Here is a 20,583-nt window from a genome sequence, read left to right as displayed (position 1 = left end):
GCGCGGCACGCCTTCAGCTTTCTTGGCGCTGCCAAAAGAAGAAGGCGGGAATAGCGGGCTGCGTCGGCCGCGACATGCCCCGTTGGCCTGGCGCCGGATGACGGCGCAGAAGCTGACAAAGGCCGTCTGCCCAAGTCCAAGTGATCATCCAACCAGGAGGCAGGAAAGCGCACCTGGGGGACAGATATTGCGTATACGCAACGCCGGTCATCGTGTCGAAAGCGGATCGCTATACTATGGCGGGACCGGCGCGGGCCGCGACGATTGTCTCGCGCAGTCGTGCAAATAGTTCGTCCAGATCCGCATCTTGAGCGATGCTGAGGTCGATTGTCAGGCACCCACTTCGACCGGGCCTAGCGCAGCCGATGCGCGATCCACCCGCGACAATCGTCATGTCGCGCGCTTCCTCCACGGGTTGCGGCATGGCCGCCTTGCGCAAGCGGGCAAGAACCGTCGCGGGCGAAATCATGCGGCCGCCTTCACGCGCCAGCGCCCCTTGCTGCCCTCCAATATACTGGGCTTCGGCAATCATGCGTGCCCGCTGGTCAGGACGGCGCAACAGCGGCGTCAGTATTTCCGAATAACGCACCCGAAGTTCATCCTTGGTGGCGAATGCGTCAACCACTTCCACGGGCAATTGCGCCAGGGCAAGCAGCCGGCTCAGCTGGCTGTTGGACAGGCTGAGCGCTTCGGCCATACGGGACTGCACCCCGCCGTAGAAGCGCTCGACCGCATGCTGATAGCTGCGCGCCCGGTCCAGTTCGCTGATATCCGACCGCTCGCGATTTTCGATGTCGGCCAGGCGGAAGGCTTCCTCGTCCGACAGGTCGACCACCAGGGCCAACAGCCGGATTTCCGGCCGCCCATTATGGTTGAGCCAGTCCACCGCGAAACGGCGGCGGCTGCCGACCAGAAGCTGATAGGTCCGGTCCGAACCCGGTGGATTGAGACGAACGAGGACGGGGATGCGATTACCCCCCTCGCTGGCGATGGAATCGATGAGCGACCGGCAGCCGTCCGCCGTCAGTCCCGGCTGGTCGCGCGGATTGCCGTCCCAGACTGAACATTCGTCCGGCTGGATCAAAATCGTGCCCCGCGATCCCGGCGCCCTGTCCGCGAACGGAGCAAGCCGCTGGTCGAGGCGGCTGAGCTCCTCCTCATCGGCCGCGCCCTTGTCGGCTGGTTCTTGGGCCAGGGTCGCCAGAATGTCGCGTATGAAGCGTGCCATGATTCACTTCCTTTGCGTGAGCTGGCCTACGCAATAGCGATATAGGCACGGTTGTGGGCCGGAATCGGGTTCGTTTCGGATCAATCACGCATTGCGTTGAAACGGATGCAGATCACGCGCTCCAAGCTTTTCCTGCCACATCATGACCAGTGGAAAGCCCGTTCCCACTTGTTCCGCTCTAGAAGCGCCGCCCCACGGTCAGCGTCGCCGCGTGGACATGGCGGTCGGAACTGAACTCGCCCGCATAGCCGAGACGGATCGTGGTGCGATTATTCCATGTCGCGCTGACCCCGGCATTCACCAATCCTGCATCTCGCGCCAGCCGCGTGGGACGCAGCGTGAAAATCGGCAGGTCACGAGTGGCAAAACGCGCCTCGATCCGACTGTCGGGATGGCTGCGCAGCTCGCGCTGCCATTGTGCCTCGACCGAGGGCCTGAGCGTCCAGCCGCCTTGCATCACCGTGGCGGAGATGCGCCCGCCCAACCCGCTACGAAGCGATTTCGTGCGGAAGGCAGCAACCTCCAGAGCGGCGGGTCCGCCATTTTCGACGAAGCCACTGACATCCGCATAACGATAGTGCAAACCGGCAAAGGGCTGTATCCGGACAGCGCCGGATCGCAGCATCACCCCGGCCTCGCCCGAAGCGCCCCAGCCGTCGCCATCGACCGGCGCCACCATTTGTCCGGTGAAACCCGCCCAGCCGACTTGGCGCCTCAGCTTGTATTCCGAGAGCGTATAAACAGCCGTCGCATCGGCATAAAAGCGGCCGTCACTATAGCTGGCATAAGAGCCGATCTGGCTGTTGAACTGGCTGATGCGCGGGCGTTGCGCCGGACCAAGCCGTGCGTCGATGCCGTCGATGCCCAGGGTTGCGCCGACGATCAGGCCGGCGACGGGCTTCACATCGACGGCGAAGCGCAGCGACCGACTGTCGGACTCCGCTTCGGGGCGATCGATACGCGCCTTATAGCTCGCCTGCTTTATCCCGCCGCTCAACATCATGGTAATGGTGCGGTCGCCGCGCACCGGAATATCGGCCGGCGCGTCGATGGCGACGCTGCGCCGCTCAACCAGCCAGGAGCGGATATCCCGGTCGACGGCGTCCATGGACTGGATCGACAGGCGGGGCAGCAGGGAATAGCTGCGCGGCGAAAGCTGACCCAGCGCATCGGCCCGCGCCGCAGCCGTGGGCAGGGCATCGATCGACGCAAGCATGGCTGAGCGGTCGCTGCCGGGCGCGCCCGACGCGGCGTCCAGCGTCATCCCGACTGCGGCTTCGCCTGGCGTTACGGCATAGGGCGTATAGGGACCGGCCATGGCGGGTTGGCCATAAAGCATCAGTAATGCCGCAGCGCCTTCGATAAGGCGCCGAACGGAGAAGAGGCGGGTGAGCAAGATGATATTCCCCTTTTTGACGAAGTCATTTTTTGCGTGAACGCAAAGTCCACCGAGCTGCGTTCGAATGGGTTTGAGGAGGCAGTGCGCCCACTGCCTCCTCGCCCCCGCCCTACCCCGGGGGCTATTTGGGGGAGAGCATCGTCGGCGCGCGGTCCGTCATGCATGAGGACCATGGCGGACCGCGACGCCGCATCAGTTACTGCCCCCGAGCAACCCGCCGAGCAGGCCGGTGACGGGTGCCAGGGCATTGCCGGCAGTTCCCTCCCCTGCCCCCAGCAAGCCGTTGACCACGCCGGTCACGGGAGCGAGCGGTGTAGCGCTTCCTGTTCCGGGCAGCGCGGGAGCCGGGCTGTTGACAGTGTCGAGCAACGGCGCGGCGACGCTATCGGCTGTGCTGGTGACGGTTGCGACCACTGGGGCAACGCCACCGACAACTTGATCGACCGTGCTTTGCGCCTGCGGCCCCAGAAGCCCCCCCGCCAGATTGCCGACCGGTTGCAATCCCGCCTGCACCCCGGATGCAGTAGTGGGGACAGCGACGTCGACCAGATTGCCTTGGGTGAGGACATCGACCGTCGCCAGCTGCCCGGCAACCGCGCCGCCATCCGACGGCAGGAGATTGACACCAACCAACGTGCCTGCAGTGGAAGCACCCGTCAGCACATTGCCACCGACATTCGCGCCGACCAGCGGTGCGTTCAGTCCAGTAGCGGGGTCGCCGCCGACACCGCCCAGAGCGCCGGTCAGGCCGCCCACCGCGGTTTCCACCAGCCCCGTCACCGGGGAGAGGACGCCATTACCGCCCACCAGCGGGCCGGCAATGGGCGAGAGCGCCCCGTTGACCGTGTCCAGCACGGGCGTGGTGAGCTGGCTGACGGTCGAGGTGACAGCCGCGACCGTGGGGGAAAGGCCATCGGTAAGCTGAGACACAGCCTCCCCGGCTGGCGCGCCAAGCAGGCTTCCGGCGAGCGTGCCCACCGGCGCAAGCCCCTGCTGAACGCCCTGGGACGTGGTCGGCAGGGTGACTTGCGCAACGGTGCCGTCGCCCGTCAGCAGATCGACCGTGGCCAGGTTGCCAGTCGCCGGAGTCTCGCCGGGAAGGACATTGACGCCGATCAGCGACCCCGGGCCGGTTGGGCCAACCACCGGCAGATTGCCGATGGATGCCCCGATGATTGATCCGCTGCCGGTCGGGCTGGTGGGGCCAGAAGGTCCCGTTGGACCACCAGGTCCAGTGGGCCCACCAGGGCCTGTCGGTCCAGCAGGTCCCCCAGGACCCGTGGGACCGGACGGGCCGGTGGGGCCTTCTGGACCTGTGGGACTGGTGGGACCTGTGGGACCGCCAGGGCCAGAGGGTCCGCCGGGACCGGTTGGTCCGCTTGGGCCAGATGGATTGGTCGGACCTGTCGGGCCGCTGGGACCAGTGGGAGACGGACCGCCCCCCGCCCCCACGTCGAAGCCCACGCCGTCGGCGCAGGCGCTGAGCAAAAGAAGAGGTATCGCCGTGGCGCACAGCAAATAATGCCGTCCCGAACGGACCGATCCATAACGTGGCATTGCAAGACTCCCTGTTTTCCTGCGAGCAGATCGCAACGGGAGCAAGTTAAGCGGGGCAGTCCTTATCGCCGCGTCAAGAAGAAACCAGTCTGGTTATAACAGTTCACACTGCCCGAATGCGCCCCGATCCACCGCGCAAAAGCATGCTGCCGCATGCGCAAAGCCTTCGTAAACATGATTCAATCGCTGAATTTTAGAGCTTTTATGGGCTTCCAAAAAAGCCCTTCGCCCGCAAGGGTGGGGTTGAGGCAAGCAAATCTCCTTCCCTGGCTTTTCTTCCGATATGGTTCATTCTTCCTGCAGGGCGAGGATCGATCATAGAGCGGGTTTCGATCTGATTGAATCAGATCGCCGCTCTGGATTCCTTGTTTGCCGCGATTTCTTAACCAGCGATCGGTTCCGATCGTTTGGAAATCGCTCTAGGGGTCGTAAATGCGTCGGTCGCGCGCATCCCGCCCGCGCCAGATCATCGCCTACGGTTCTTCGCTTGGGGACAAAATGCTGATCGAACCGTCAGCGACGACTCATCGCCATCTGGGCCCTTCGATCCAACTCACCAGGCTGCGACGCACGCCCTTGGTTACGGGCAGGACGCGATGCTGGAGGAAAGAGGGAAAGATCAGCATGCTGCCGCGTGGCGCAAAATTGACGCCGGGCTGCTGAAGGCCGAAAAATTCGAAGGCGCCACCCTCATACTGCTCCGGGTCGGACAACTGCACCACGACCGAAAGCTTACGGTCAAAGGGACGCGAGGATTCCAGCCATACATCCTGATGCCAGTCATATTTGCCCTGAGCCCGCCCATGATATTCCGTATACTGCAGCTCATAAGGCCCCATGATGTCGACCCCGAAATTAGTGCGGTTGGAAGATTGAACGAACTGCATCAGCCGATCGACAATGTCCTTGTCGCGATGAATATCCAGCCAGCTTATGGTCGACGACCGATAGCCATGGTCGCTGCGCACCGCCTGCGCAAAGCCGACAGTCGCACTTTCCGGCTGGTAAAGTGCCGCGCGCTTGACGATCGCATCGCATTCCGCCCCGGTCAGGGCCGAGGGCCATAGCTCCCACACATTGTTCATTGTCCTGCTTCCCGCTTTTTGTTTTTGCGTATTCGCAAAAAGAACGGATCAAAAAGCCCGCCCTATCCCGAAGAAAAAACGCGCCTTGTCGCTATAGGCCGGATCGGGCCGCTTGACCGGCACGGCCATTTCCGCGCTGACCCGCCATTTCGGTCCCAGGCCCAACCGCACCCCACCGCCGGCAGATGCAAGGCTGTAGTCGCGTGCCGCAAGGCGGTAGGCCGGCCGCGCCGTCCCATGCGCCAGCGCACCGTCGACCGCGATGAACAACGCGCTGGCCTTCAGCAAGGGCGACCGGGCGGGCAGCGACCATGAGAGTTCCGCGCTGCCCGCAAGCGCCTGTTCCGCCGTCAGCGTTCCAGTGCGGAAAGCCATGCCGGCGCCACGGCCGCCCAGCGGAAAGCGCTCCGTTACCGGAAGACGATCTTTCGAATATTGGCCCTTGATTGAAGTTCTGAGACTGAGCTTGCCGCTGATCCCCTTCACCGCGATGGCCTGAACATTGACCTTGGTGAAGCCGGTTTCGGAAAAGCCGGCAAAAGGTCTGGCGCCCAATGCGTCGATACCCTGGCTGATGACTGAGGAAATCGCATAGCCGTTCGTCGCGTCGGCGCGGGACCAGGAAGCGCCCAGGCGCAGCGCCCGCGATCGATAATCCCCGAAGCGGATATCGAGGAAATAGTTGTCGCTGTCGATGCCGTCGATGGACGCGGTGAGGGAAAGTTGGGTCTTCGTCGATCGAACAACGGGATAGTTGAGCGTCAGGCCCGCCAGTGTCGCCTTGCCGCTAATCATGCTTCCGCGTGACCGGCTCTCGACATGAGCGGCCTGCGCAGCCAGGGTCAGGCCGTCGCTGCCGATCGGCGTGCTGTGGCTAAGCGAATAATATTGGTAGCGGTCGGGGTAGAATGGCAGATAGCCGGCAATGCGCGTGCTGTCGCCTTCGCGGACAAGGCCGTTGATCGTGACGGACATCTGCGCCTGCACGCCCTGCACGACGTTGCTGACCCCACTATTGTCGATCGTCAGCCCGATCTGCACCTGCTTGCGCTTGACGATAAGGTCGATCAGAAGGTCGCCGGGCGCCCCCGACTGCCGCAGCCGCGCATCGACCGTCTGCCCCGGAATGTCGCGCAGCAAAGCCAATGTTCGCTCCAGAAGGCTCTTGCGCAGCGGCGCGTCGCGCATCAGCCGACGCATATGTGCGGCGATAAGCCGGGCGGGCGCGCTGGGCGACATGCCCGCGAGACGATAATCCTTCACCCGTCCCTCGACCAGACGAACGGTCAATATGCCACCGCCCGGCACCTGGGGTGGTATGGAGACGGAATAGAAAGCAATGTCGCTCTTCGCATAAGTCGCACTGATCGCATTGGCGATGCCCTGCAGGGTCTCGCCGGTCAGCGGCCGTCCGATATAGGATGAGGTGGCGGCATCGAGACGGGCCGTGGGCAGCGTCGTTCCGCTGTAGCGCAGGCGCGTCAACAGGATCTGGGAAGCGGAGGAAGCTCCGGGCGCCACCTGGACCGAGGGCGCAGGTTGCGGCGTGGCGACAGGCGTGGGGACGACCTGGGGTTCGAGCCGGTCTGTGCGGTCGCGATCAATAATCGGGGCTGCGCTCTGCTGACCCGGCGCGGTATCCTGCGCGACCGCGGGAACCGCCAGCATCAGCCCCAGGCCCCACGCGACCGCGCGTGCCGTGCGTCTGCGCCACCCTATCCCCGCCATCATCCGCCGCCACATCGTTCCGCACCATTTCCGCCACCAAGGGGCGGCCGCACAGCAGGATGGGCGAAAACGACCTGCCGTTCATCCGCAACAGGGACCGGATCGGTTGTATCGGCAAGTCTTTGTAAAAGACCCTCTGGGAACGAAGGCCGCGCCTTGGGCGATCCCCACCCGACGCGGCGCTGAACGGGCGCGCGGCAATTGCGACCATTTTGGCGGAACGGCCGTCTGTAGCCCTCTTTCCCAGGCGAAATGCCCGTTCCGGCATCCACATTGTAACAAGCCGGAGGAGTCGCCACGGACGGATAAATGCGGCCCAACCGCTCGCGCCGGCATGATTTTGACGTCTGAAAGCGTCAATAACGCGATTTTACTGCCGATTTTCGCCGGTTACCGATCGCAAAGGGGCTAGTTGAGCGCGCAGAGACAGGTTAAGACCAGCCGTCCACGAAAGGGAGATCATCATGAACAATACTGAACTCGCCGAAGCACTGGCCGCCGACCATGGACTGACCAAGGCCGACGCGCGCAAATATGTCGATGGCATATTTTCCACCATCGCCGGTGCTGCTGCTAAGGGCGAGGAAGTTTCGCTGAACGGATTTGGCAAGTTCAAGGTCAAGGACCAGCCAGCTCGCGAAGGTCGCAATCCGTCGACCGGCGCCGCTATCCAGATTGCCGCTTCCAAGAAGCTGACCTTCACCCCGGCCAAGGCCGTGAAGGACCAGTTGAACGGCTGAAGACGGTCCTGGCGGCCGCATCCGGTCGCCGATCAAGTCTCCGTCGAAACATGATCGGAAGTTTTTGGTCCCAGATGGCGGACCGCATCTTCCTTTTATGAAATGGCGCGCACTGCCTTATTGGCGGGCGCGCCATTTTCACAGGAGTCTGCCTTTCCTCGTGAACTGACGAGCTGTCCAGCACATGATATGAGACCCGGACATGCCGGCCGTCACGACGCTGTTTCTGCAATTCCCGAGGCCCCTCTCAGCACTCCGTCCCACCATGTCGCGACGGGTTGCTGCCCGCGGCTTCGTATTTGCCGTTGCAGACGTAGCGCCTTTGGGCGTCGTTCGGGCATCCTCTCTCAAAGTCCGCGGGCGGGTCGAAAGCTTGCATTTTATACAGGGAACAGCTTTCATACTATGGGATCTTATCTTGCATTGATCGAGCATTGATAGCCGGCACGCGAATATAGAATCTTGTCCGTCATCCTTGTACCAACATCTTATTTCCGAGACGTGGCCGCCAAAGGACCGATGAAGACAGCGGTTCATTGATGGAAACCCCTTCATCAAGTGTGCCATGTCGAGACAAATTGGAGTTGTTTAGCCGCGCTCGATAGCCCGTGTCTGTGCTGTCAAGTCGATTCGGATTTACATTTCACGCAAAACCGCGCAAAAGGCCGCTTCTATTACTCAAAGATGGGAAGCGGGGCCAATGTCTGAAAACAACCAGCCTGACATCACGACGCTCACTGTTCAGCTGGTGAGTGCCTTTGTCTCGAACAATAATGTCGCGAGCGAAGGTCTTGCCGACCTCATCCGGACCACCCGCCTTGCCTTGACTGATGATCCGGCCGCAAAGCCTGAAGAGGCGGCAGTGCCGACTTATACTCCAGCCGTATCGGTACGCAAAAGCCTGTCTTCGCCCGAACATATTCTCAGCATGATTGACGGCAAGCCATACAAGACGTTGAAGCGGCACCTGGCCAGCCATGGTCTGTCGCCCAATGAATATCGCGAACGCTATGGCTTGCCGAAATCCTATCCGCTGGTTGCGCCCAATTATTCGGAAGCACGGCGGGCGGTCGCCACGAAGCTTGGCCTTGGCCGCAAGCCCGTAACCGCGAAGAAGCCGGCGGAAGCGGCGCCTGCTCCAGCAGCCAGCGCAGCAGCAGCTCCGAAGAGTGCGCCCGCAAAGGCCAGCCCTGCCAAGCCGGCAGCGGCGAAGTCCCCGGCCAAGCCTTCGGCTTCCAAAACTGCGGAAGCAAAGGCTGCCCCTACCAAGTCGACAGACGCCAAGGTGCTCGCAGTGAAGCCTGTGGAAGCAAAGTCGGTCGCAGCCAAGAAGCCTGCTGAAAAGCCCGCCGCTTCGCGCAAGCGTCTATCCATAGCAACACCAGCCCCGAAGAAGAAGGCGGCTTCGGCCAGCGACAAACCGTCTGAAAAGCCCGCCGCAGGAACAGCATCGACGAAGGCGCCCGCCAAGGCTGCGGCCAAGAAGAAGCCCGCAGCCAAGGCACCTACAGCCGAAAAGGCCTGATTGGCACGCCGGCATGTCTTTGCCATGAGCAACAACATGCCGGCGCTTTACCTCCGCGAGCTTTGCGGAAGCTCGTTCGAAGATGGGCGGCTGAAAATGCCCGGCTCCGCGAAATATGAACTGCTGATCACGATATCACCCTGACTAATGTGATAGTTTTTGGGTAGAGTGGCGGAAGTGCTGTTCGCTTCAAGGGCATGTTCAGCAGATCACCCAAATCAATCCCGCCAGTTTAGCTCATCATAATATCGCAATCCAATCACGCTGCTGCGAGATTTGGATCAGTGCAAGCCGTTACAAGACCCAAAATATCGCTTGGGAAATTTGAAACAGAGTGTCGAAAGAAGATTTGGAGCATTTTCCAATTGGGCGGTATCATCGTCATAAACTTTCACCGTCATTCAGCAAGGCATCGGGAAGCTTCCGCCCAGCACTTCACATTCTGGGTGCTGCGTGATGAACTATCAGTGATCGATATTTTCCCCTGCGGATCGATAGGACGGCTTCTCAGGTCGGGCACCCCAGCGCCGTTTGAGCGAGAATGCCTAAAATTCGTGCAGCCTGGGGCGCTCACTGAGCGCGAAAAATCGCCTCCCCTATGTCTGATCATGCAGGCCGACCAAAAGCTCTCCAGAGGGCCCTGAAGGCAAATTATGGCCGTTTCCTGTTTTGTTCCGCATTTGCCCCATTTGAGAGGATTTCCTCGGCTTGTACATGGCCATCGGGCAGCACGGCTCAAGGTGAAATGTCGCTGGCAGCGAGTGCTTCATTGTGGCATGAGAATGATCGATAGCAGATTGTTACGGCGGCTTGCTCCAGCCTTTCCTCCATCATAGCTGATACAACCAACAGGCATCTTTGGTTGTACACCATGCTGCGCTATGCTTAGGTAATGCGCGACTTTCCAACCTCGTCGGACCATGCCCTTCTTCTCCTCGGTCGGCTTGATGGGCGCCTCTACAATAGTCCTGCGGCCGACATCTGGCTCGCCAGGGCAAGGTTGAAGGGCGCCTCTGTCTTGTCGCGCTTTGCTGGTGTGCCTGTATCGGTCACGGATTTGCAGGACTGGATTTGCGGGCGCACGCCTCCCCCACGCCATAATGAAGGCCTCAACGATCCGCTCTCCGTCGCGGCCCTTTTTCATTTCGCACTCTCAGCGAGCGACAGCCATGATCCGGTCGCCCGAGCGACACTCAAAGTCTCCCGCACGCTGTTGGACGACCGAAAGGAGGCAGCGTTGTGGGCGCCTGAGGATCTTGTTCGCTTCGGTCCCGCATGGCGGACGGCTCAGATGCTGCTTGAGGCCCCCTATTCCGCACCGTCCTTCCTCGGGATCGCGCAGCGTCTGATCGACGCGAGGGGGAGCCTCGACACACCGGTTGGCGAAGGTCATCTGGTCACGACAGCCGATGGGCGCCAATGGCGCATAGATCCCCGGCGTTTCGATGTGGGCTGGATACTCGCCTGCCATCTTCCCGGCGCCATGTTCGCGGCAGGGCTGAGCTTACGTGCGTTACCGGCCTTCGTCGAACTGCCACGCTTTCTGCCAGATGATGCCAGTTTGCTGGCGGAGCAGATTGCGACCATGGTTGCGCGCGAAGCGAATCGGGGACTGGCCGAACTGGGACGGCTGGAGGCAAAGCTCGCGCAACTCCCAACGGATGCGCGCGTGACACGGCGCAGCAAGGCTCCACTGTTGATGCGGCTTGAGCTTGCTTATCCGGGCCTCAGCAAGGTTGCGGTCGCCCACTTGCTGGGCATTTCCCATCAAGGCGCAACGAAATTGATCGCACAGGTGGAGAGGCTGACAGGGCGCCTTTGAACCTGGGCGAGCCAGTCCTTATCCAAATTTCTTCAACCAATAATATCATGGCCTGGTTATAAGGTTTCTAAGGAAGTTAAAGAGTTAATCGGTTCGGCTTGCAGTGCGAATCGCAGGAAAAGCACGAGTCGGTTGTTCTGTCCTGTTCCCATAAGGTCGATAGTTCGTTCCCGTAATGTCGATACTGTCGTTCCTGAAATGTCGGGTAAGCGTTCCCGAAGGGGCGAAGACCGTTCCTGTAATGTCGAAGCTCGCCTGGCGGTGGGGATTGGTGGGAGGAGATTGAATCATATTCGTGCGGGGTGTCGGAGAGGACGTTCAAATTCTTTGGGTAGGTGGAAGGAATGGAGCCGCTTGCAGCCTGGTTGTTGGATGCCGCCCGACTAACCCGACACTTCGGGAACGCACCTTGCGTTGAAAGAGGGATATGTCGAGGCATCCGCTGAAAATCGCTGCTTCCGCATGGAAATCGGTGATGTCGGCTGAACGGAAGGCGGAGAGCATCAGCGGACTTCGCCCGTTCCGCCTGTGATGCTGATCTTCGGATGAGCGGTGCTGGAGCGGTCTGATCCATGATCAGGAAATCGCGATATCGGGGAAATCCAGAGAAGCGACCCGGTGCGGTCGGGTTCGGCGTGTCCTAGAGACGGTGCCGGTTCTTCTCGTGGAAGCGGCGGACGAAACCGATAAATGCCTTTTGATAATTGACCGGCGTGCGTGCGGGATCGGCTTCGAGCCAGTCGCGAAATTCCCGATGGAGCGTCTGATAATCCCAGCCCGGATATTCCGCGCGAAGGGTCGCCATGGTTGCGTCCGTGATTTCGCCGGCGGTCGCCTTGGCGGACATTCCGGCCAAGGTCTTGCGGATCATGCTGCCGGCATCGATCAGCATGTCTTCGTCGGCGGACGCAGGCGTGGGGCTGGTGATACGGCCGGACTGGGGTGCCGCCGCTACTGTCGGGGTGGGTGCTACCGAGCGAGGTAGATCGTTGGAGCGACGACGGCGCATGCGAAGCGAGGGTTCGCGCTTGCCGTCGGGCTGTTCCAGTTCCACCGCATAGCCCGGCAGAGGATCGCGTTCTGCAATCTTGGCGATCTCGAATTTGAAGCGGCGATAGGGCCCTTCGGCGCCCGACTTTTCGAAAAGTGTCGGCAGGGAGATGGCGAAGCCCCCCTCCCCTGCCCCACCGGCATGTTTGCGCGCAACCTTGTAGAGCCAGCGTTCGCGCCCGCCGGTCAGGTCGAAATAGGCGCGGTCGATGCTGAGCACTCCACCCTGCATCAGCACGCCCTCATAGAACCAGTTGCTGAGTTCGATGGTCATGCCGCGGGATCGTTCGGTGCGTTCATCGACAAGCTGAGTCCAGCCGTCGAGCCAGCTGAAAGTGGCTTCCCGGCGGTTTTCGGCGCGGATGTTGGTCTTGATGGTGGTGGAGACGAGCCGGTCGAGCGACTGGCCGAGCAGTTCATAGGCGCGGCCGGTGGTAGGGCGGTGGATGGCGCGCAGCAGGTCATAGGGCATAAGATGCAGCTTGCGCGGAATGTCGTTGAGCCCGCGGCGCGCCATGTCGGCCAGAACCGAGGCGCAGTAGATCAATATGTCGGCGTCCCAGATGGTGGCCATGCCATAGTCGGGATTGGCGGAGACATGGACCCAGGCCTTGCCATCGGGGGAGGTGTAGTCGATCGGCTTGACCCGTTTTGTCTTGGCGAGACTGAAAAAGGGGCGCTCCATCATCTCGCGCTGATCGCGCAAGGGCATGTCCGCAATATAGGGGAGGAAGAGCTCGAACTGGTCGGTGATCTCTGTCCTGGCGGCGCGGGTCATGGGCGGATCCTGAGGATGAACGGCGGCGCATGGCGGGTGAGGCGGAGCCTCGGCAGGGCTGGACCGCGGCAATTCCATGAACGAGACGGCGACTTGGCGCGGGTTTTGAAATGATGGTGGGAGCGTGCGGTGGGCCGGATGGTGGAGTTGGGGTGAGGGTGGGTGTGGTTGTTTCCCCGGGGAAACGAGGAGCAGGAAGGGGAGGGGGGGAGAGACGCTGTTTCCCCGGGGAAACAGCTGGCAGGCGCGAGGAGGCTCGCGGCGTCTGCCTTCCTGTTTCCTGGATCAGATTGTGCCCCCCCAGCCTCCATCAGCGTTGAAGTCCCATGCCCTGGCGTTCGAGATGTTCGAGCGTGTCGCGCAGCGCGGTGGCGAGCGTTTCCATGTCGGCGCCCGACCCGGCGTGGAGGCGGATGGTGATGCCCTGCCGATTGACCGATTGCACGGTCAGCGCGGGGCGGCCGTAGCGGGTGGTCCAGGTGAAGGGTTCCTCCCTGGGGGCGGACTGGGCAATGCGCGGGGCGTCAAGCAGGCGCTTGAGCGCTTCCGCCGCGGGGATGGGGGCAGCCCCCGCCGCGCGCAGGGCGCGCTGTTCGGAGGAGAGGCGGCCAGCCTCCGCCCGGATGGCCGGTGCCGCCTTCGGATTGTCCAGCGCCTGGGCCAGCGCATAGGCAGGCTTCAGCTGGACGTCGGCCGGAGAGGCGAAGGCGTCGATCACCGCGTCCTCGATTCCCGCGACCTTGATCATCTTGCTGAGCCACCCCTTGGAAAGCTTCAGCCGTTCGGCCATCCGGGTGAGGTGGCTGCCATAATGGGCCCTGAGCGCTTCCGCATAGTTGCGCGCGCGTTCGAGGTCCGACACGTCCTTGCGGGCGCGGTTTTCGAGGTCGGCGAGGCGGAAGGCGGCCTCATCGTCGAGCTGGGCGACCTGCGCCACGAACATCATGTCGGAATAGCTGTTGGCGCGCAGCCAACTGATCGACCAGTGGCGGCGGGTGCCCGCGATCACTTCATAATCATGGTCGGGATCGCCCTCGATCCGGCGGACCACCGCAGGCACTTTCTGCCCGCCTTCCGCGATGATCGAGTCGATCAGTTCACGGCAATTTTCCGCATCGAGATGCGCATAGAGGCGGGCATTGCCGCTCCAGATCCGGACCTTTGCCGGGTCCAGCAGCAATTGCGTGACCTGCCGCACCTCTCCGGAAGCAAGGCGGGCGAGGGCGGATTCGCGGCCGAGCAGGGTGGTGCCCCGCGCGCGATCCTGGCGTGGCGCGACCGGCGAGGGGTCGGGAGGCGAGGGGGTCGGGCTCACTTCCTCCGGCTCGACTGATGGCGCCGCTGTCGCCTCCGGCTCGTCGGCGAGAAGGGCGGCCAGATAGTCGGATTGCTTACGCGCCATGACATTCCCCTTCGATCACGCGGGAACATATCGTGAACATATGGATGAGGCCTTCACGCCGCATTGACGATGTCCTCTTCCCGCGCCGGGGCCACGCGGCCCCAGCCCTGGCGCACCAGCGCCTCGATCTGGCCCATGGCCTCGTCCAGATTGGCGCGGCACCGCTTGTGGGTGCGCGGCGTGCCGATCGGCTTTTCCAGCTCATAGACGGTCATCATGCGCAGCGCCGCATGGCTGATCTCCGCGCTGTCGAGAATGGGAATGGGCAGGAGGGCAGGGCCGAAGCTCTGCTCCATGATCGCGCGGACCATCGAATGGCTGGGATCATTGCTGTCGAATTTCGAGCAGAGCAGGCGGACGAACTGATAGTCGACCTCTATCCCGGCCTGCTGGAGCTGGCCGATCACCTGGTCCATCATCGAAAGGAACTGGACCGTGGAGCAGAAGTCGGGCGTGGTCGCGGCCAGCGGCACCAGCAGGGCATTGGCCGCCTGCATCACGGCGAGGCTGATCGTGCCGAGCGCTGGCGGCGGATCGAGCAGCACCACGTCATAATGGCGGGCGAGATCCATCAGGCCCTGTTTCAGCTTGCGGAACCGCGCCGCGAGGACGGAGCCGCCATCGCTGCCTGCGGCCGCCAGCTCATATTCGACGTCGAACAGTTCCAGATTGGACGGGATCAGGTCGACATTGGGCCAGGCGGTGTGCTTGACCGCATAGAGCAGGTCCACCTGCGTCGGGTCGATCGACAGATAGGGGTAGAGCGTCTCTTCCCGCTGGATGTTGAAATGCGGGTTGAAGCCGAACAGGGTGGTGGTGGTGGCCTGGCTGTCGCAGTCGACGACCAGCACGCGATAGCCCTGCACCGCAAAATAATGGGCGAGATGGGTGGTGACGGTCGACTTGCCGACGCCGCCCTTGAAATTCTGTACCGCGATGATGGCCGGAATGTCCAGCGGGGCGCGTTCGGGCGAGGCGCCGAGCACCTGCCGCATGTTCAGCAGCTCCTCCACCTTGTAGCCGGGGCGGCGTCCATTTTCGGTCGGTGGGGCAGGGGGGAGGCGTCCGTCCTCCTCCGCCATGCGAATGCGATTCGTGGAGCAGCCGAGCAGTTGCGCCGCCTCCGCAATGCCGAAGCGGATGTTGAGTTCCTTCCGGCTATCCGGCAGAAACGCCTTGCGGCGCAGGCGTTCGACCATCTTTTCGCCGGCCTCCGCCAGATCCCCGATCTGGGTCACCACTGCGTTCATTCCTGCCCTCTTGCGCGAAGTTGAAGCTTGTTCAGGGTATATGTGGCATAAATAGTTCAAATTGGCAAATGGATGGGGATTGAGATGTGGTAGCGGGAAAGGGGCGGGTTGGAAGCTGTGTTAGGGTGGCGAGGTTGAGAGGTCAGGATGGGTGGATAGCGGACTGGCCGCTCACCTCTCCAACTGCTAACATTCCGACTTCACTCGAAACCTCATGTTGGGTGCGCTGAATGAGATATGGTCATCCCGCCCCGTTGATAGGTAGGCGAAACAGGCTGACTCACACAGTCGCGTCGGGACGACGGCGCGTTGCACTCCAGCTTGCGGGCTGTGTGTCGGGAGTCATTACCAGCCTAGGCGCGAGCTTGCCTCTGACAGTCAGCGCTGCCATCCCCTACGGGGAGAGCTTTCCTGCAGTCTCGTCGGGCAGGCTCTGGGTGCGTGTAGCGTTAGATCCGCGCCTCCACCACACTGGCTCAGCCAACCTGACCGTCCAGTCAAATGATGAGCGAGGTATAGCCACATATCTTGCGATTGCGCTTAGATCGGAAGCAAAATCATCCGCTTTTGCTCAGATCAAGAATTTGAAAATCAGCGCAGTAGCAGAAACAAACCCGCAGTGGCGGTTCACAAAATCCGACATATGCGCGAACAACAAGCTTATCGTATTTTCGGTGGAGGCTCGTAAAATAACCGCCTCAAATGGTGAAGTCCGGGTAACGAGGCTTGGATGCCGAACCTCAACAATTGTCCATCGAGAAGCGTTTAACCTGATCTATCCTCATGGCGAAGGAAACGCCGGTGACGCATGGGGCGGAGCTACGAGGCGCATCGGGCGAAGCGCATCGAACATCCTCGGTTCCATCGCACCCTAAAGCACCTTCAAAAAGATTGGACGTCGCAACTAGCTGTAGGAAATCGCGGTGCGATGGAATGTCCGGTTGCGGATCAAGTAGCAAAGCCGCGAATGTCTCACTTTGGTCGCTAGCCGCCCTGCTCCGGTAAATTTAACATAACGCAATGCCGTGCTGTTTGGATCAATCAGCGCTCGCCCGGTCAATAGACCAATCATTCCGGTGGATTGATATCCGCCCGAAGGCGACCGTGCGGGCGCGTGCGGAGTATGATGTGAGCGAGGGCGGCGGCAACCATGTCCGGCGCCGGACCACCGATACCGCCGATCAAACCGAAGGTGCGAAATCTGGCGACGCGGCGGCCAACAGCGGCAGATAAGGCTGTATGATGGAGGAACTGATGCCAGCAGTCATCGCGGTCTCACGCTTGTTTCCTTGATACGGCCGTCCAGCATGGAGATCTGCACGTCGGCTGCCGCCGCGACATCGGGATCATGGGTGACGCACACCACCGCGCGACCCTGATCGTGAGCAAGATTGCGGAACATCTCGACCACGCGGGCGCTGTTTTGGCTGTCGAGATTGCCTGTGGGTTCGTCGCCCAGCACCAGTGCGGGATCATTGGCGATGGCGCGGGCGATGGCGACGCGCTGGCGCTCGCCGCCGGAGAGGCGATCAGGCGTCTTCGCGCTTTTCTCTCCAAGACCCATGCCTTCAAGCAACGCCTGCGCCTTTGCCTGTATTTCCGCCAGCGGGAGCTTGCCGAGTCTGCGCATGGGCAGCATGATATTTTCCAGTGCCGTGAACTCCGGCAGAAGGAAGTGAAACTGGAAGACGAAGCCGAAGCTCGCCAACCGGATCCGGGCGCGCGCGTCACCGCGCAGCGAGTTCATGTCCTGCCCGTTGAACAGCACCCGTCCTGATGTTGGCCGATCGAGCAGGCCGAGCAGATAGAGCAGCGAGGATTTGCCGCAGCCCGACGGCCCGACGATGGCGACGAATGTGGCTGGCTGGATCGACAGGGACACGTCGGAGACCAGCGTCACCGGCGGCGTGCCGGGCAGGCTGCGGGACAGGTCCTGAACCTCTATGATCGCGCTCATACCGCGCCCCGCAATATGTCGACCGGATCGACGCGCGCCGCCTTTCGCGCGGGGAGCCATGCGGCAATCACCCCCGAGATCAGGGACGCCGCCGCTGCGATCGCATATTGACGCGCGGAGCGGTCCAGCGGCAGGCGTTGGTCTTCGCCCGCGATGGGGAATTTGAGCGAGCCGAGGATTGCCATCAGCCCGTAGCCCAGCAGCCATCCGGCGACGATGCCGATCAATGCCAGGGCCAGCCCTTCGAATACGAAGATCAGTTGTAGATCGCGCTCTGAAAAGCCCATCGAGCGCATGATCGCGATGTCGCGCCTTTTGTCGGACACGCTGTTGGATACGACCGTGTAGATGCCGAAGCTGGCGACCAGCAGGATAGCCGACACGACGCTGTACATGATGACGTTGCGGGTCACGAGCAGGGAGAGGAAGTCGGCGGAACGCTCCTGCCAGCTTTCCGCCTTATAGGCATAGCGCGCCTCCAGGCGGCGGCTGATCGGCTCGGCCTCATAGGGATCGGCAAGGCGGACGCCGATGCGGTTGATGATGAAGGGACGGCCGAGCAGCGATTGTGCTTCCCGCAGCAGGACATAGCCCAGGCCGGACGAAATCTGCGTCTGGCCGCGCTTGAACAGGCCGACGATGCGGAGCGACCGGCTCTTTCCCGAAGCGGAGGTCGCGCCAACCACATCGCCCACGCCAAGGCCAAGCCGTCGGGCCATTTCCTCGCCTATGATAATGCCGCCCTGCGTGCTTTCGAGGTCGCGCAGGCGTCCGATGCGCAACTGGTCCTGGATCATGCTGACCTTTTCCTCGATCGCCGGATCGACGCCCACGATGGTCAATGCTTCCTCGCGTCCGCCGCTGCGCAGGGTGATCGCGCCGCTGAGGCTGGGCGAACCGATGGCGCCGGGCACCGCGTCGACGGCACGCAATATCTCCGGCCAGCCTTTAAGCCCACGCACTTCGTTGCGGACCTTGTAGTGGCGAAGGTCCACAGCCGCGCCCTTGTAGTGGCTGATGCCGGGTTGAGGCGGCGGGCTGCGCAGCTCGTCGGAAATGATGATGTGCGGGGCGGCGTCGATCAGTGTCTTGATGAAGTCATTCTGGCTGCCGATCATCATGGCCGACACGGCGAGGAAGAATCCGACGCCGACGGCCACCCCGCTTACCGCGACGACGGTCTGGCGGCGACGGCCGACAAGATGACGGGCGGCGACGCTGGCCAGCAGCCGCAACTGGCCGGTCATCGCCGCACCCGAACGCGCATATCGTCCTTGAGCTTCCCTTCCGGCGTCTTCACCACCATGTCGCCACGCGACAGGCCGGAGAGGATCTGCACGTCGTTGGTCCCGGCAATGCCGGTGCGGACAGGTTTCGCATGAACGCGATTGTCGCGAACGATCCACACTTTGCCGTCTTCAATCGCGGTTGCGGGCACCAGCAGCGCTTGTTGCGCCCTGCGCGTGACGATGTTCACCTCCAACGTCAGGCCCAGCGGCAGCGCCACCGCGCCGTCGGTCACGATGCGGGCGCGAAAGGCGCGTTGTTCGGGATCGCCGCCCGGCGTCACCTCGCGCACATGACCATGCAGCACCCGGCCGGGCCAGGCGTCGCTCGACATCAATGCTTCCTGACCGGCACGAACGCGGGAAACGTCGCGTTCATCTACGGTGGCCGTGATCCATATGCGGGAAGGATCGCCCAGCGTCATGAGGATGCGGCCGGGGCTGGCGAGATCGCCGGGCTGCACGTCCCGGCGCAGCACGACGCCGTCGATGCCCGACCGCACGATCATCTGGTCGAGCCGCGCGCGGGCGCTGTCTTCCGCCGCTCTCCCGCTTTGGGCGGCGGCTACGGCCGAGTCCCGTGCAGCGCGGGTGACCCAGCCCTTGGCGAAAAGCGTGAGCACGCGCCGCTCATCCTGCTGCGCAAGGCGGCGTTGTGCAGCCGCCTGTTGCAGCGCGTGGCGCTGCTCCTCGTCATCGAGAAGGATCAGCGGCTGACCGCGCACGACAGTTTGCGCTTCCTCAGCCAATACCTGGCGAACCGGAGCGGTGAGACGGGCCGAGACCGAAACGGGCTGCTGCGCCTCCACGAAGCCGGTGGCATAGACCAGTTCGACGGCCTGGCCGATACGGACGGGCGCGAGTTCGACCTTGTGCGCCCGGCTCGCGAGCAACCACCATGCCGCAGCCACCGCGACCAGCGCGAGCGGCAACAGCCAGAGCGCGATGCGTTTCATAAGAGGGTATATAGCATCACGCCAAGACCATTGCCTGCCCGTATCGATTTTTGTCCTGCTATTTCGATCCGACCGGAATCTGACGCGGCTTGCTTGCTTCCGTGGCGAGACGGGGGACGATGACTTTCAGCAGGCCCTTTTCCAAATGGGCGCTGGCCTTGTCCGCATCGGCTTCGAACGGAAGTGCAACGCGGCGCAGATAGCTGCCCCGACTGCGCTCGATCAGATGATAATTCTTCTTTTCATCCTTTTCCTCGCGGTCTTCCTTATGCTCGGCCTTTATGGTCAGGATATCGTCCTGCACGTCGAGAGACACGTCCTTTTCGTCAAAGCCTGGCAGTTCGGCGGTCAGTTCCAAGCCCTTGTCCGTTTCCGCAATGTCGACGCGGGGGAGGTTGAAGCCCCTGTTCCCGCCATCGCCGTTGGTGAGCCAGCCACGGCCGAGATCGTCGCTCAGGCGATCCATTTCCTTGCGCATCTCGGCAAAGGGATCAAAGCCGGTGCGGAAGAGATTGCTGCGCCCAAAGGGGATGAGTGAACGAAAATCAGTCATTTGTCCTTCTCCTGCTTTTGTGAAACTGGCGGTTCGCCGGGATGGTGCATCATCTGATGCTGTTGCCGGCGTTCGGCTGGATCATGCATCGCGCGGCAATGCTCCATCGCTTCGGGCATGGGACGCCCCTGCTGCATCGGCATGGCGCCCGATTGCATCATGTGCCCGCCTGCCCGGTCATGCATTGGGCAGTCCATCTTAGGCGCGGCCGGGGGCGACGGCGCGCGGGGCGGGGCGGTCTGCGCCGACGCTCCGACTATGAGCGAA

General features: G+C 62.2%; 16 protein-coding genes. 3 read left to right on the top strand and 13 right to left on the bottom strand.

Going from position 1 to position 20,583, the window contains the following annotated elements; translation table 11 throughout:
• Nucleotides 1-229: 229 nt before the first annotated feature.
• The 5 genes from MRBLMA1_RS11065 to MRBLMA1_RS11045 all read right to left on the bottom strand — a co-directional run bounded on the left by MRBLMA1_RS11065 (nt 230) and on the right by MRBLMA1_RS11045 (nt 7,012).
• Complete coding sequence (locus MRBLMA1_RS11065) at nt 230-1,228, bottom strand: ParB/RepB/Spo0J family partition protein (RefSeq protein ID WP_363736800.1); 999 nt, start codon at nt 1,226-1,228, stop codon at nt 230-232.
• Between the two features lie 178 nt (nt 1,229-1,406).
• The gene (locus MRBLMA1_RS11060; protein WP_363736799.1) at nt 1,407-2,624 is read right to left on the bottom strand and encodes an autotransporter outer membrane beta-barrel domain-containing protein; all 1,218 of its coding nucleotides are present in this window, start codon (nt 2,622-2,624) and stop codon (nt 1,407-1,409) included.
• Nucleotides 2,625-2,819: 195 nt separating this feature from the next.
• Entirely contained in the window at nt 2,820-3,773 is a 954-nt protein-coding gene (locus MRBLMA1_RS11055; RefSeq protein WP_363736797.1) for a hypothetical protein, read from the bottom strand.
• 935 nt (nt 3,774-4,708) lie between these two features.
• Complete coding sequence (locus MRBLMA1_RS11050) at nt 4,709-5,269, bottom strand: 2OG-Fe(II) oxygenase (RefSeq protein ID WP_363736795.1); 561 nt, start codon at nt 5,267-5,269, stop codon at nt 4,709-4,711.
• Nucleotides 5,270-5,317: 48 nt separating this feature from the next.
• The gene (locus tag MRBLMA1_RS11045; protein ID WP_363736794.1) at nt 5,318-7,012 is read right to left on the bottom strand and encodes a ShlB/FhaC/HecB family hemolysin secretion/activation protein; all 1,695 of its coding nucleotides are present in this window, start codon (nt 7,010-7,012) and stop codon (nt 5,318-5,320) included.
• A 449-nt stretch (nt 7,013-7,461) separates the two neighbouring features.
• Between MRBLMA1_RS11045 and MRBLMA1_RS11040 the strand changes: the two genes are divergently transcribed.
• From MRBLMA1_RS11040 to MRBLMA1_RS11030, 3 genes are all read left to right on the top strand, one after another.
• Nucleotides 7,462-7,737 (top strand): HU family DNA-binding protein, encoded by a 276-nt coding sequence (locus tag MRBLMA1_RS11040; RefSeq protein WP_363736793.1) that lies wholly within the window; start codon nt 7,462-7,464, stop codon nt 7,735-7,737.
• A 700-nt stretch (nt 7,738-8,437) separates the two neighbouring features.
• Nucleotides 8,438-9,262 (top strand): MucR family transcriptional regulator, encoded by an 825-nt coding sequence (locus MRBLMA1_RS11035; protein WP_363736791.1) that lies wholly within the window; start codon nt 8,438-8,440, stop codon nt 9,260-9,262.
• Nucleotides 9,263-10,154: 892 nt separating this feature from the next.
• Entirely contained in the window at nt 10,155-11,084 is a 930-nt protein-coding gene (locus tag MRBLMA1_RS11030) for a hypothetical protein (protein ID WP_363736789.1), read from the top strand.
• A 640-nt stretch (nt 11,085-11,724) separates the two neighbouring features.
• Here MRBLMA1_RS11030 and MRBLMA1_RS11025 read toward each other — a convergent pair.
• The 8 genes from MRBLMA1_RS11025 to MRBLMA1_RS10990 all read right to left on the bottom strand — a co-directional run bounded on the left by MRBLMA1_RS11025 (nt 11,725) and on the right by MRBLMA1_RS10990 (nt 20,435).
• Nucleotides 11,725-12,912, bottom strand: a complete 1,188-nt coding sequence (locus tag MRBLMA1_RS11025; protein ID WP_363736788.1) for a replication initiator protein A — start codon at nt 12,910-12,912, stop codon at nt 11,725-11,727.
• Between the two features lie 310 nt (nt 12,913-13,222).
• A complete protein-coding gene (locus MRBLMA1_RS11020) occupies nt 13,223-14,314 on the bottom strand; it encodes a ParB/RepB/Spo0J family partition protein (protein ID WP_363736787.1) in 1,092 nt (363 codons plus the stop codon).
• Nucleotides 14,315-14,367: 53 nt separating this feature from the next.
• Entirely contained in the window at nt 14,368-15,564 is a 1,197-nt protein-coding gene (locus tag MRBLMA1_RS11015) for an AAA family ATPase (RefSeq protein ID WP_013054122.1), read from the bottom strand.
• A gap of 1,264 nt (nt 15,565-16,828) precedes the next feature.
• Nucleotides 16,829-17,521, bottom strand: a complete 693-nt coding sequence (locus tag MRBLMA1_RS11010) for an ABC transporter ATP-binding protein (protein ID WP_363736786.1) — start codon at nt 17,519-17,521, stop codon at nt 16,829-16,831.
• Nucleotides 17,518-18,768 (bottom strand): ABC transporter permease, encoded by a 1,251-nt coding sequence (locus MRBLMA1_RS11005; RefSeq protein WP_363736784.1) that lies wholly within the window; start codon nt 18,766-18,768, stop codon nt 17,518-17,520. The genes MRBLMA1_RS11010 and MRBLMA1_RS11005 overlap by 4 nt, the downstream gene beginning before the upstream one ends.
• Entirely contained in the window at nt 18,765-19,763 is a 999-nt protein-coding gene (locus tag MRBLMA1_RS11000) for an efflux RND transporter periplasmic adaptor subunit (protein ID WP_363736782.1), read from the bottom strand. Before MRBLMA1_RS11000 ends, MRBLMA1_RS11005 begins: the two co-directional genes overlap by 4 nt.
• A 58-nt stretch (nt 19,764-19,821) precedes the next feature.
• Nucleotides 19,822-20,316, bottom strand: a complete 495-nt coding sequence (locus MRBLMA1_RS10995) for an Hsp20/alpha crystallin family protein (protein ID WP_363736781.1) — start codon at nt 20,314-20,316, stop codon at nt 19,822-19,824.
• Entirely contained in the window at nt 20,313-20,435 is a 123-nt protein-coding gene (locus tag MRBLMA1_RS10990) for a hypothetical protein (protein WP_363736779.1), read from the bottom strand. Before MRBLMA1_RS10990 ends, MRBLMA1_RS10995 begins: the two co-directional genes overlap by 4 nt.
• Between the last annotated feature and the right edge of the window lie 148 nt (nt 20,436-20,583).

The organism is Sphingobium sp. LMA1-1-1.1 (assembly GCF_040676365.1).
Lineage (GTDB): Bacteria > Pseudomonadota > Alphaproteobacteria > Sphingomonadales > Sphingomonadaceae > Sphingobium.
Note: the sequence above shows the minus strand (reverse complement) of the source record. Positions and strands in the feature narration are given on the sequence as shown.